Below are 13,188 nucleotides of genomic sequence, written 5' to 3'. Positions count from 1 at the left end.
CGTCGCCGGTTAATCGCTTGTCCGCAGGTCGTCCCCCCGACGAGGATCCCGGGATGAACCCCCGTGTGACGACCCCCCGTTCCGCCGTCGTCGGCTTCTCGCACAAGCCCGTCCTCGTGGGCGAGCAGACGGTGCTGCGGCCCTTCACCGGGGACGACGCGGCCGGTATGGCCGAGATCATCGAGGACCCCGACGTCATCCGCTTCACCTTCGAACCGTCCACCGACATCACCGCGGAGCGACTGCGTTCCTGGTACGGCTCCCGCAATGACTGCGAGGACCGGCTCGATCTCGCCGTGACCGACCGTGCCACCGGTGAACTGCTGGGCGAGGTGGTCCTGTACGACTGGGACCCGCGCAACCGCAGCTGCACCTTCCGCACCCTCATCGGGCCCCGAGGCCGCGGGCGCGGCATCGGGACCGAGGCGACACGGCTGATCGTCGGACACGGCTTCGACCAACTGGGTCTGCACCGCATCGCGTTGGAGGTCTACGGCCACAACCACCGGGCCCGCCGCGTCTACGAGAAGGTCGGCTTCGTGACGGAGGGTGTCCGACGGGAGGCCCAGCTGCGGAACGGTGAGTGGACCGACGAGGTGCTCATGTCGCTCCTCGCCCCGGAGTGGAACACCCATCGCGGGCACCCGCGCGCACCGGGTGCCGCCCAGCCGTCCGGCGCGGTCAGCTCCACGGCTCGATGACCGTCACCCCCGACCCGGGGGCCGTCCCCATCGCGGCCAGCGCGGCCGGCGCCGCGTCCAGCGGAATGGTGGACGTGACCAGCAGGTCGGGTCGCAGCACGCCCGCCCGCACCAGCTCCAGCATCCCCGGGTAGGCGTGCGCGGCCATCCCGTGGCTGCCCAGCACTTCCAGCTCGAGACCGATCACACGGGACATCGGGACCGGCGCCGAGCCCGTCGGTGAGGGCAGCAGGCCGACCTGGACATGGCGGCCGCGCCGGCGCAGACCGTTGACCGAGGCGGCGCAGGTGGCCGGAGAGCCGAGGGCGTCCAGCGAGAGATGGGCGCCGCCTCCCGTCAGCTCGCGCACCGCCTCCGCCGGGTCCCCGGCCCCCGACGCGTCCAGGCACTCGGCGGCCCCGAACTTCCGTGCCAGATCCAGCGCCCGGGGGGAGACGTCGACCGCGACGACCCGCGCCCCGCAGGCCGCCGCGATCATCACGGCCGACAGCCCGACGCCCCCGCAGCCGTGCACCGCGACCCACTCGCCGGCCGCCACCCGGCCCTGCGCGACCACCGCGCGGAACGCCGTGGCGAAGCGGCAGCCCAACGCCGCCGCCGTCCCGGAGGACAACTCCTCCGGCACCGCGACCAGGTTCACCTCCGCGTGGTCCAGTGCCACGTACTGCGCGAAGGAGCCCCAGTGCGTGAACCCTGGCTGGGTCTGCCGCTCGCACACCTGCTGGTCGCCCGCCGCACAGGCGGCGCAGCTTCCGCAGGCGCAGACGAAGGGCACGGTGACCCGGTCGCCGGGGCGCCACCCGGTCACCCGGCCGCCCACCGCCTCGACGACACCGGCAAGTTCGTGCCCCGGCACGTGCGGGAGGGTGATGTCCGGGTCGTGGCCCATCCAGCCGTGCCAGTCGCTCCGGCACAGGCCGGTGGCCTCGACCCGCACCACGACCCCGTGCTCCGCGGGCCGCGGGTCCGCCACCTCACGCACCTCGGCCGGCTCGCCGTACCGCTCGAACACCACTGCCCGCATGTGCCTCGCTCCTCCGCCCGGAGATCACCGTTCCGGCGAACGCTAGCCGCGCACCTCGACCTTGTCCCGGTCGCGCCCCTCCGCTTCCCGTTCCGGCTGTCCCGGTCCGTTCTGCGACGCGGCTGGTCCGGCGTGGCCGCCCGCTGTCGGCGCCCCGCCCTCGCTGAGTCCGAACCGCTGATGGAAGCGGCGCAGTGGTCCCGGGGCCCACCAGGTCGCGCGGCCGGTCAGCCGCATGACCGCCGGCACCAGCAGACTGCGGACGATCATCGCGTCCATCAGCACGGCGAGCGCGATGCCCAGGCCGAGCATCTTGGTGTTGGTCACCCGTGAGGTGCCGATCGCGACCATCACCACCGCGAGGATGACCGCGGCCGCCGTGATCAGTCCGCCGGTGCGCTGGAGGCCGAAGCGGACGGCTTCCCGGTGGTCGCCCGTGTGGTCGTACTCCTCCTTGATGCGGGAGAGCAGGAACACGCCGTAGTCCATGGAGAGTCCGAAGGCGACGCAGAACATCAGGACCGGGAGGGTCGTCTCGATCGAGCCCGAGCTGGTGAAGCCGAGCAGTCCGGAGAGATGGCCGTCCTGGAAGACCCAGACCACCGCGCCGAACATCGCCGTCAGGCTGAGGGCGTTGAGCAGCACCGCCTGGAGCGGAATCAGCACGCTGCCCGTCAGCAGGAAGACCAGGAGCAGGGTGACGACCGCGATGAAGGCCGCCGCCCAGGGCAGCCGGTCCGCTATCGCGTGCTTGGAGTCGACCAGGACCGCCGCCGTGCCGGTCACCTTGGTGTCGAAGGGGGCGTCCGCCGCCCGCAGGTCGCCCACCAGGCGCTGGGCCGCGTCGTCGACGGCCTCGCCCTTCGGCAGCACCGTGAAGTACGCCGCGTCGCCCTCCACCAGGGGTCCGTCGACGCGCTGGACCCCGGGCAGGTCCGCGATCCGGTCCTTGTATGCCGCGTACTGGGCGGTGGTGGCGCCGCCTTCGGCGAGGACTTCGAGACCGCCGCCGGGGCTGCCCGGGAAGCCGTCCCTGATGTGCTGCTGGACGACATGGGACTCGGCGCCCGAGGGCAGCTGGCGGTCGTCCGCCGTCCCGAACTTCACGCCCAGGAAGGGCAGTCCGAGGATCACGAGTCCGACGGACGTGGCCACCGCGAAGACCGGAGCACGGCGCATGACGAGGGCGGCCGTCCGTCCCCAGGCCGCTCCGCCCTCCCCGGCCTGCCGCGGCTCTCCGCGCCGGAACAGCCGGCGCAGGTCCAGGGAGTTGACCCGGTGGCCCAGCAGGACCAGCGCCGCCGGGAGCAGCACCAGCGCGGCCGCGGCCGCCAGCAGGACGACGGCGATACCCGCGTAGGCGAAGGAGCGCAGGAAGTACTGCGGGAAGAGCAGCATCGCCGCCAGCGACACGGCGACCGTGAGCGAGGAGAACAGCACCGTGCGCCCGGCGGTGCGCAGGGTCGTGCCGACGGCAGTCAACGGCTGTGCGCCCGCGGCCAGTTCCTCGCGGAACCTGCGGACGATGAACAGGGCGTAGTCGATGGCCAGGCCGAGACCCAGGGCCGTGGTGAGGTTCATCGCGAAGACCGAGACGTCCGTGAACTCCGTGAGGCCGCGCAGTACCGCGTTGGTGCCCAGGATGGCGATGATGCCGACCCCGAGGGGCAGCAGGGCGGCGACCGCGCTGCCGAAGACCATGACCAGCAGCACGAGGGTCACCGGCAGGGCGATCAGCTCGGCGCGGGTCAGGTCCTCACGGATGGTCGTCTGCATCTCGTGCCGTACGGCGACCGGTCCGCCGATCCGGACCTCGACCGGGCCGCGCGTCCCCCGGTAGGAGGACGCCAGGCGGTCGAGGGTCTCACCCGCGGTCTTCTCGTCGCCCGTGATCCGCGCGGCGACGAGCGCTTCGTGGCCGTCCTTCGCCTTCAGCGCGGGCGAGCCGGACTGCCAGTACGAGCCGACGCCCGTGACGCCACGCTCCGCCGCGAGCCGGGTCGCCAGCCGCTTCGCCTCGGCGGCGACGGAGGGGTCGTCCACCGACGCGCGGCCCGCGTCGACGAGGAGGAGCAGGTTGGGCTGGGAGGCGGGGAACTCCCGCTCCAGCGCCTTGGTCGCATAGGTGGACTGGGCGTCCGGGTCCTCCCAGCCGCCGCTGCCCAGCCGGTCGGCGACGCCACTGCCGGCGACCACCGCGAGGGCGGTGAGCAGCAGGGCGACGAGCAGGGAGAGCCGGGGCCTGGCGGTCACGAACCGGGTCCAGCCGCCGATGCGCGGTGTCCTGTTGACTTCGGTCATCGTGCGGTGTCCCCTTCACCGTGACCCCTGCTGCGGGCGCTCGGCGGACGTCCTTCGGGGACATCCGCGCAGGCGGCATGGGTCGTCGATTGCCATAGAATGGCAAACACGAGTCATCGCTCGCGTTTTTCAAGAATGCGAGCGACCACTCGCGTTTGTCAATCGCATTCTGAGAGTTGGGGATAACTCGTGCCCGACAAGCCCGACACGGTGGAACAGGCACCGGAGGAGAAACCGCGCCGCCGCCAAGCCCGAGGGGAGCGCCGGATCGCCCAGCTCCTGGAGGCCGCCGCCTCGGTCTTCTGCCGCAGCGGCTACACGGCCGCCAGCACGAACGCGATCGCGCGCGAGGCGGGCGTCTCCCCCGGGACGCTCTACCAGTTCTTCCCGAACAAGGAGGCCATCGCGGTCGGCCTCAGCGACCAGTTGCTCCACCACTGGCGCGCGTCGCAGGGCCAGGCCTTCGCCGCCGAGAACCTGGGCCTCCCGCTGGACGAGATGCTCGACGCGGCCCTCGACCCGCTGATCGCGTTCAACGTCGCGAACCCCGCCTTCGGCATCCTGATGCACAGCGCCGACACCCCGGGCCCGATCACCGAGGAGATCACCGTCCTGCACGGCGCCGTGCTCACCCGGGTCGAGGAGATCGTGGCGGGCTACGCCCCGGGCGCCCCGCGTGCCGACCTCGCCCGTACGGCGAACATGACGCTCGGCCTCTTCAAGGCGGGCCTCGACCTGATCATGTCCCACGAAGGCGCCGAACGGGACGCGTACATCGCCGAGCTGAAGGCGGCCATGTACCGCTATCTGGCGCCCCTCGTCGACGAGCCGGACTCCGGCGGCCACTGAGGCCCACCACGACTCGGCGGCCGATCCCGCGGGGCGGCGGCGGGCGAGCGCCGCGACGGGCGCGGGCGGGACCGGCGCCCAGCCTGCGACATAAGGGGCCCCTCACATAAAGTTCGGACAAATCAGTCCGAGCCCGAGGGATGTGACGTGACCCAGTCTCCGCCGCCCGGCGCGCCCCGAGCCCGCATTCCCGGCCCCCAGCAACCCCCTCCCCCGTACCCCTCGATCCGCGCCGGCCTCTGGCGGCGGTGCCTGTGGGGCGGGCTCGCACTGTGGGCCCTGACCGCGCTCGTCACGTACGCGACGAGGAACACCACCCTGCTGCCGACCCTGATCCTGCTCGGCAGCTTCCTCGTCCCCGTCACCTTCGCACTCTGGGCGTACGAGCGGCACGGCCGCGACCTGGGCGTACAGGTGATCCTCGGCTGCTTCCTGACCGGCGGGCTCCTCGGCGTGCTCGGCGCGTCGGTGATGGAGTACTACCTGCTGCACCCCTCGCTGTGGATGTACGTCGGCGTCGGCCTGATCGAGGAGGCGGTGAAGCTCGCCGCGTTGATGTTCATGCTGCGCCGCCGGCCGCGGATCCACGGACTGCGGGCCGGACTCGTGCTCGGCGCGAGCGTCGGCTTCGGCTTCGCGGCCCTGGAGAGCGCGGGCTACGCCTTCAACGCGGCCGTCTCCCTGAAGGGCATCGACCTGCGCGCGCTGCTCGAGACCGAGATCCTGCGCGGGGTGCTCGCCCCCTTCGGGCACGGACTGTGGACGGCGATCGCCGGCGCCGTACTGCTCGCGCACCGCCACCCGAACGGGCGCTTCCAGTTCACCGGACCGGTGCTCGGCACCTACCTCGGGGTCTCCCTGCTGCACGCCCTGTGGGACTCGACGCACGGCATCGCGATCTGGCTGGTGGCCCGGCTGACGAGTACGGGGCTCGGCAAGGCGCTCTTCGGGGAGGGTTACATCCCCGCCCCGACCGACGAGCAGAAACATCTCTTCACGCTGTTCTCGGTGGGGGGCCTGGTCGTCGTGGCACTGCTGGGCGTGGCCTGGGTGCGCTCGCTCGCCCGGCGGGACCCCTCTTGGAGAAATACCCCCTAGGGGTATAGTGTGGAAAGCGTCGGGAGGGAACCCTGGATTCCCGGGTTCCCCACCCGTGCACCGACGCCCCGCACGCCTCGACGAGGAGTAACGCCATGACCGCCCAGACCGACACCCAGGGCTCCATCACGACCGTCTACCAGGTGAGCGGAATGAGCTGCGGGCACTGTGAAGGCTCCGTCTCCACCGAGATCTCCGGGATCACCGGCGTCACCTCCGTGAAGGCCGTGGCCTCCTCCGGCGAGGTGACCGTGGTCTCCACCGCACCGCTCGACGACGAGGCCGTACGCGCCGCCGTCGACGAGGCGGGCTTCGAGCTCGCGGGCAAGGCCCAGGCCCTGTGACAGTCACGCCCTGACGCCTCGGCGGCCCTCAGCAGCTTCTTCTCCGCACCGGGCCGTACCGACCAGCTGATACTGGCTCCGTACGGCCCGGCTGATTGACTGGAGCCGGACACATGACCACCGCAGCACCCGAGACCCCGATAGCGCAGTCCTCACCCGCGTCGGAGGTGGAGCTCACCATCGGCGGGATGACCTGCGCATCCTGCGCGGCCCGCGTCGAGAAGAAGCTCAACCGCATGGACGGGGTCACCGCCACGGTGAACTACGCGACGGAACGGGCGAAGGTCTCGTATCCCGAAGGGGTCCGGGTCGCCGACCTGATCGCCACCGTGGTGAAGACGGGCTACACGGCCGAGGAGCCGGCACCGCCCGCACCTCCCGAGGAGGACGCGGCACCCGCCGCGGACCCCGAACTGGCATCCCTGCGCGAGCGGTTGACGGTCTCCGCCCTGCTCGCCCTCCCCGTGGTCCTGCTGGCGATGATCCCGCCGCTCCAGTTCGACAACTGGCAGTGGCTCTCGCTGACCCTCGCCGCCCCCGTCGTCGTCTGGGGCGGACTCCCCTTCCATCAGGCCGCGTTCACCAACGCGCGGCACGGCGCGGCCACCATGGACACCCTCGTCTCGGTCGGCACGCTCGCCGCCTTCGGCTGGTCACTGTGGGCGCTGTTCTTCGGGGACGCCGGGATGACCGGCATGGAGCACGGTTTCGAGTTCACCGTCTCGCGCACGGACGGCGCGTCGACGATCTACCTCGAAGTCGCCTCGGGCGTCATCGCGTTCATCCTGCTCGGCCGCTATCTGGAGGCCCGCTCGAAGCGGCGCGCGGGAGCGGCTCTGCGGGCGCTGATGGAACTGGGCGCGAAGGACGTCTCCGTCCTGCGGGACGGCCGTGAAGTACGGGTCCCGGTGGCCCGGTTGGCCGTCGGCGACCACTTCGTCGTACGGCCGGGCGAGAAGATCGCCACCGACGGCACCGTCGTCGAGGGCGCCTCGGCGGTCGACGCGTCCATGCTGACCGGCGAGTCGGTACCGGTCGACGTCTCGGCCGGGGACGCCGTCACCGGCGCGACCGTGAACGCCGGTGGCCGGCTCGTCGTCGAGGCGACCCGGATCGGCGCGGACACCCAACTCGCGCGGATGGCACGGCTCGTCGAGGACGCACAGAACGGCAAGGCCGAGGTGCAGCGCCTCGCCGACCGGATCTCCGGGGTCTTCGTGCCGGTGGTGCTGCTGATCGCGCTCGGCACGTTCGGCGGCTGGCTCGGCGTCACGGGCGACACGGTCGCCGCCTTCACCGCGGCCGTCGCGGTGCTGATCATCGCCTGCCCGTGCGCACTCGGCCTCGCCACTCCGACCGCGCTGATGGTCGGCACGGGCCGCGGCGCCCAGCTCGGCATCCTCATCAAGGGACCCGAAGTCCTGGAGTCCACCCGGCGCGTGGACACCGTCGTCCTGGACAAGACCGGCACGGTCACGACCGGCCGCATGAGCCTGCAGGAGGTGTACGTCGCCCAGGGCGTCGCCGAGAAGGACCTTCTGCGGCTCGCAGGCGCCCTGGAACACGCCTCGGAGCATCCCATTGCCCAGGCGATCGCCGCGGGCGCCCAGGAGCGCGCAGGAGCCCTTCCCGCGCCGGAGCACTTCGAGAACGTCCCCGGACTCGGCGTACGCGGCCGCGTGGAGGGCCACGACGTCCAGATCGGACGGCTCGTACGGGACGCGCTTCCAGAGGAGTTGGCCCGCGCCAAGGCCGAGGCCGAGGCGCAGGGGCGCACGGCGGTCGTGGTCGGCCGGGACGGGACGGCGATCGGCGTGCTGACCGTCGCCGACGCGATCAAGGACACCAGCGCCGAGGCCGTACGCCGGCTGCGCGCCCTGGGGCTCACGCCGGTGCTGCTGACCGGCGACAACGAGGCGGTCGCCCGGTCCGTCGCCCGGGCGGTCGGCATCGACGAGGTCGTCGCCGAGGTGCTGCCCGAGGACAAGGTGGCCGTGGTGAAGCGGCTCCAGGGCGAGGGGCGGACCGTCGCGATGGTGGGCGACGGGGTCAATGACGCGGCCGCACTCGCCACCGCCGACCTGGGCCTCGCGATGGGCACCGGCACGGACGCGGCGATCGAGGCCAGCGATCTGACGCTGGTCCGCGGGGATCTGCGCGTGGCCGCCGACGCGATCCGGCTGTCCCGCAGGACGCTCTCCACGATCAAGGGGAACCTGGTGTGGGCCTTCGGATACAACGTGGCCGCGCTGCCGCTCGCCGCGGCGGGGCTCCTCAACCCGATGATCGCGGGGGCCGCCATGGCCTTCTCCTCGGTGTTCGTGGTGACGAACAGCCTTCGGCTCAGAGCATTCTCATGACGACGAGGTAAGAGTCCCTCTAGAGTCCAACGGCAGGCTCACATAAGCTCTTCACAAGGCTCGCGCATCTTCCTTACGCTTGGTCTCCGATTGCCATATCGGGGCTCTTGCGCATCTTCAGGACATATGCAAGAGACACAGATCACACTGCTGTGAACGTAACCAACGAAGGGGTTCGTGAGTCTAAGTTGGCGATGTCAGACACGTCTTGGGGGGCGTTTCTGACATCTGGGGATGTCTTGGGGGACGTTCCCGGAATTGCGTTGCCGGGGCACGTACGCCGGGGAGCTTTGAGCGGCCCTCCCGGTCCGTACGCGTCCCGGCAGACCGCACAGTAGGACGCAGAAGTACACGGAGTTTTGCTCGTTTTGCTCGCAGCGGTTCAGGCGCTGTCCACAGACGCCCGGCCGGATCCCGTGGGGGGAATCCGCACCGGGACAAGGAAAGCGCCCCGACTGCCAGCCCGTGGGGGGACTGGTAGCGGGGCGCTTTCCGTATTTTTTGGAGCTCGGTTCGCCTCCGGCGCGCCCCTTCGGCTCACTCGCTGTTGGGACAGTGAGCCGAGAAGACGGCCGTACCGACTGGTCGCAGACGGCGTCGGAGACGCCGACGGCGCCGACGGTTCAGTGAACCGAGCGGCGCCGTGGGAGATCCGGGACCGATGTCAGCGGGCCTCTACCGGGACGAAGTCGCGCAGGACCTCGCCCGTGTAGATCTGACGCGGGCGGCCGATGCGGGAGCCGGGCTCCTTGATCATCTCGTGCCACTGGGCGATCCAGCCCGGGAGGCGGCCGAGGGCGAACAGGACCGTGAACATCTCGGTCGGGAAGCCCATGGCGCGGTAGATCAGGCCCGTGTAGAAGTCCACGTTCGGGTAGAGCTTGCGCTCGACGAAGTAGTCGTCGGCCAGCGCGTGCTCCTCGAGCTTCAGCGCGATGTCCAGCAGCTCGTCGGACTTGCCGAGCGCGGAGAGGACGTCGTGCGCCGCCGCCTTGATGATCTTCGCCCGGGGGTCGAAGTTCTTGTAGACGCGGTGCCCGAAGCCCATGAGCTTCACGCCGTCTTCCTTGTTCTTCACCTTGCGGATGAAGGTGTCGACGTCGCCACCGGAGTTCTGGATGCCCTCCAGCATCTCCAGCACCGACTGGTTGGCGCCGCCGTGCAGCGGGCCCCAGAGCGCGGAGATGCCGGCGGAGATCGACGCGAACATGTTCGCCTGCGACGAGCCGACCAGCCGGACCGTGGACGTCGAACAGTTCTGCTCGTGGTCCGCGTGCAGGATGAGCAGCTTGTCCAGCGCGGAGACGACGACCGGGTCCAGGTCGTACTCCTGGGCGGGGACCGAGAAGGTCATGCGCAGGAAGTTCTCGACGTACCCGAGGTCGTTGCGCGGGTAGACGAAGGGGTGACCGATCGACTTCTTGTACGCGTACGCCGCGATCGTCGGAAGCTTGGCGAGAAGGCGGATCGTGGAGAGATTGCGCTGCTTCTCGTCGAACGGGTTGTGGCTGTCCTGGTAGAAGGTGGACAGCGCGGAGACCACCGACGACAGCATCGCCATCGGGTGGGCGTCCCGCGGGAAGCCGCGGTAGAAGTTCTTGACGTCCTCGTGCAGCAGGGTGTGCTGCGTGATCTCGCCCTTGAAGGTCGAGAGCTCATCGACGGTCGGCAGCTCACCGTTGATCAGCAGGTACGCCACCTCGAGGAAGGTGGAACGCTCGGCCAGCTGCTCGATCGGGTAGCCGCGGTACCGGAGGATGCCTTCCTCGCCGTCGAGGTAGGTGATCGCGGATTTATAGGCGGCTGTGTTGCCGTATCCGCTGTCGAGAGTCACCAGACCGGTCTGGGCGCGGAGCTTCCCGATGTCGAAGCCCTTGTCGCCGACGGTGCTGTCGATCACCGGGTAGGTGTACTCGCCATCGCCGTACCGCAGTACTACAGAGTTGTCGCTCACGTCATCCCTCACCGACGTTGTGCCTCTTCTTCGAGGTGCCCTGACTGTCTCTACCATCCCCCATTTGGCCCTGGAGAGTGCACTCGGGGTCGACCATTGGGCCTATTGGCGGCACTCAGTGCCGCCAAGCTGCTCATCCTGCCCCTCTTCGCCCTGGTTCCGGAAGTGGTGTGTGACCTTTGTGACTCATTTGATCGATCATTTTTTGGGAGGCCTCCGGCCGGTGCCGTGACCAGGGGCGGCGGAGAGGCCGGAGCCGCGGTCAGGAGACGAGGGGCCGGGGTGCAAGGCGGAAGTCCAGGGCCGTGCACCGCCTGCCTGCGGACACCGTGCGCACCGCCTGGCCGATGGCCTTGCGCGAGCCTACGAGGACGACCAGCTTCTTGGCGCGGGTCACCGCCGTGTAGAGCAGGTTCCGCTGGAGCATCATCCAGGCGCTCGTGGTGATCGGGATCACCACCGCCGGGTACTCGCTGCCCTGGGAGCGGTGGATGGTGACCGCGTACGCGTGGGCCAGTTCGTCGAGTTCGTCGAACTCGTACGCCACTTCCTCGTCTTCGTCCGTGAGCACCGTCAGGCGCTGCTCGTCCTGGTCGAGCGCGGTGACCACGCCCACGGTGCCGTTGAAGACGCCGTTCTTCCCCTTCTCGTAGTTGTTGCGGATCTGGGTGACCTTGTCGCCGACCCGGAAGACCCGGCCGCCGAAGCGCTTCTCGGGGAGATCCGGGCGGGCGGGTGTGACGGCCTGCTGGAGGAGGCCGTTGAGCGCGCCCGCGCCCGCCGGGCCACGGTGCATCGGCGCGAGCACCTGCACGTCACGGCGCGGGTCGAGGCCGAACTTGGCGGGAATGCGCCGGGCCACCACGTCGACGGTGAGCCGGCCCACCTCCTCGGTGTCGTCCTCGACGAAGAGGAAGAAGTCCTTCAGGCCCTGGGTGAGGGGCGGCTGCCCGGAGTTGATCCGATGGGCGTTCGTGACCACGCCGGACTGCTGGGCCTGGCGGAAGACCTGGGTGAGGCGGACGGCCGGGATCGGGCTGCCGGCGGCGAGCAGATCGCGCAGGACCTCGCCCGCACCGACGCTGGGGAGCTGGTCGACATCTCCCACGAAGAGCAGATGGGCGCCCTGGGCCACCGCCTTGACCAGCTTGTTGGCCAGCAGGAGGTCGAGCATGGAGGCCTCGTCCACGACCACCAGGTCGGCATCGAGCGGGCGGTCCCTGTCGTACGCCGCGTCGCCGCCCGGCTTGAGCTCCAGCAGCCGGTGCACGGTGGAGGCGTCGGCTCCGGTGAGCTCGGCGAGACGCTTGGCCGCCCGGCCCGTGGGAGCGGCCAGCACGATCCTGGCCTTCTTGGCGCGGGCCAGCTCCACGATCGAGCGGACCGTGAACGACTTGCCGCAGCCGGGGCCGCCGGTGAGGACGGCGACCTTCTCGGTGAGGGCGAGCCGGACGGCCGCCTCCTGCTCGGGGGCCAGCTCCGCGCCCGTACGCCCTTTGAGCCAGGCCAGCGCCTTGTCCCAGGCGACGTCGTGGAAGCCGGGCATCCGGTCCTCGTCGGTGCGCAGCAGGCGCAACAGCTGGGCGGAGAGGGACAGTTCGGCGCGGTGGAAGGGGACCAGATAGACGGCGGTGACGGTGTCCGGGCCGCCGTCGGGGCCGGGCACGCGCTCCCGGACGACGCCGGGCTCCGCGTCCTCTCCGGTGGGCGCCGCGAGTTCGCCCAGGCACTCGATGACCAGGCCCGTGTCGACCTGGAGCAGCTTCACCGCGTCGGCGATCAGCTGCTCCTCGGGGAGATAGCAGTGGCCCTGGTCGGTGGACTGCGAAAGGGCGTACTGGAGACCGGCCTTGACGCGTTCCGGGCTGTCGTGCGGGATGCCGACGGACTGGGCGATCTTGTCGGCGGTGAGGAAGCCGATGCCCCAGACGTCGGACGCCAGCCGGTAGGGCTGGTTGCGGACCACGGAGATCGACGCGTCGCCGTACTTCTTGTAGATGCGCACCGCGATGGACGTGGACACCTCGACGGTCTGGAGGAAGAGCATGACCTCCTTGATCGCCTTCTGCTCCTCCCAGGCGTCGGCGATCTTCTTGGTGCGCTTGGGGCCGAGACCCGGCACCTCGATGAGCCGCTTGGGCTCCTCCTCGATGATCTGGAGGGTGTCGAGGCCGAAGTGCTGGGTGATGCGGTCGGCGAAGACCGGGCCGATGCCCTTGACCAGGCCGGAGCCCAGATAGCGGCGGATGCCCTGGACGGTGGCAGGCAGGACCGTCGTGTAGTTCTCCACCGTGAACTGCTTGCCGTACTGCGGGTGGGAGGCCCAACGACCCTCCATGCGGAGGGACTCACCGACCTGCGCGCCCAGCAGGGAACCCACGACGGTGAGCAGATCGCCGCCGCCGCGGCCGGTGTCCACCCGGGCGACCGTGTACCCGTTCTCCTCGTTGGCGTAGGTGATGCGCTCCAGGACGCCTTCCACCACCGCCGGAGTCACCTGCCGGCTCCCCGCCTGATTGGACATGATCCGAAGGTACCGGCGAGGTCCGACAGTGCG

Annotated in this window: 9 protein-coding genes; 5 read left to right on the top strand and 4 right to left on the bottom strand. The window is 70.3% G+C overall.

Annotation, left to right across the window (positions count from 1 at the left end):
* The first annotated feature begins 53 nt into the window (after positions 1 to 53).
* Positions 54 to 701 (top strand): GNAT family N-acetyltransferase, encoded by a 648-nt coding sequence (locus ACFWM2_RS24750; RefSeq protein WP_383283815.1) that lies wholly within the window; start codon positions 54 to 56, stop codon positions 699 to 701.
* On the opposite strand, the gene ACFWM2_RS24745 is transcribed toward ACFWM2_RS24750, so the two are convergent.
* Together ACFWM2_RS24745 and ACFWM2_RS24740 are read right to left on the bottom strand one after the other, a co-directional pair.
* Positions 682 to 1,725 carry a zinc-dependent alcohol dehydrogenase family protein gene (locus ACFWM2_RS24745; protein WP_383283812.1) on the bottom strand — a complete coding sequence of 348 codons (1,044 nt, stop codon included), beginning with the start codon at positions 1,723 to 1,725 and terminating at the stop codon, positions 682 to 684. The two genes, ACFWM2_RS24750 and ACFWM2_RS24745, sit on opposite strands and share 20 nt — an antisense overlap.
* A 42-nt stretch (positions 1,726 to 1,767) precedes the next feature.
* Positions 1,768 to 4,026 (bottom strand): MMPL family transporter, encoded by a 2,259-nt coding sequence (locus tag ACFWM2_RS24740; RefSeq protein WP_383283809.1) that lies wholly within the window; start codon positions 4,024 to 4,026, stop codon positions 1,768 to 1,770.
* Between the two features lie 189 nt (positions 4,027 to 4,215).
* Between ACFWM2_RS24740 and ACFWM2_RS24735 the strand changes: the two genes are divergently transcribed.
* From ACFWM2_RS24735 to ACFWM2_RS24720, 4 genes are all read left to right on the top strand, one after another.
* Positions 4,216 to 4,875, top strand: a complete 660-nt coding sequence (locus tag ACFWM2_RS24735) for a TetR family transcriptional regulator (protein WP_383283806.1) — start codon at positions 4,216 to 4,218, stop codon at positions 4,873 to 4,875.
* A 147-nt stretch (positions 4,876 to 5,022) separates the two neighbouring features.
* Positions 5,023 to 5,973: a PrsW family intramembrane metalloprotease gene (locus tag ACFWM2_RS24730; protein WP_383283803.1), complete on the top strand. Its 951-nt coding sequence runs from the start codon at positions 5,023 to 5,025 to the stop codon at positions 5,971 to 5,973.
* A gap of 95 nt (positions 5,974 to 6,068) precedes the next feature.
* Positions 6,069 to 6,317, top strand: coding sequence for a heavy-metal-associated domain-containing protein (locus tag ACFWM2_RS24725; RefSeq protein WP_383283800.1), 249 nt, complete (start codon positions 6,069 to 6,071; stop codon positions 6,315 to 6,317).
* 113 nt (positions 6,318 to 6,430) lie between these two features.
* Entirely contained in the window at positions 6,431 to 8,677 is a 2,247-nt protein-coding gene (locus ACFWM2_RS24720) for a heavy metal translocating P-type ATPase (protein WP_383283797.1), read from the top strand.
* A gap of 664 nt (positions 8,678 to 9,341) precedes the next feature.
* On the opposite strand, the gene ACFWM2_RS24715 is transcribed toward ACFWM2_RS24720, so the two are convergent.
* Complete coding sequence (locus tag ACFWM2_RS24715; RefSeq protein ID WP_383283794.1) at positions 9,342 to 10,631, bottom strand: citrate synthase; 1,290 nt, start codon at positions 10,629 to 10,631, stop codon at positions 9,342 to 9,344.
* Positions 10,632 to 10,893: 262 nt separating this feature from the next.
* Positions 10,894 to 13,155, bottom strand: a complete 2,262-nt coding sequence (locus tag ACFWM2_RS24710; protein ID WP_383283791.1) for an ATP-dependent RecD-like DNA helicase — start codon at positions 13,153 to 13,155, stop codon at positions 10,894 to 10,896.
* Positions 13,156 to 13,188 lie beyond the last annotated feature (33 nt).

The sequence above is a fragment of the Streptomyces sp. NPDC058371 genome, assembly GCF_042723265.1.
Lineage (GTDB): Bacteria > Actinomycetota > Actinomycetes > Streptomycetales > Streptomycetaceae > Streptomyces.
Note: the sequence above shows the minus strand (reverse complement) of the source record. Positions and strands in the feature narration are given on the sequence as shown.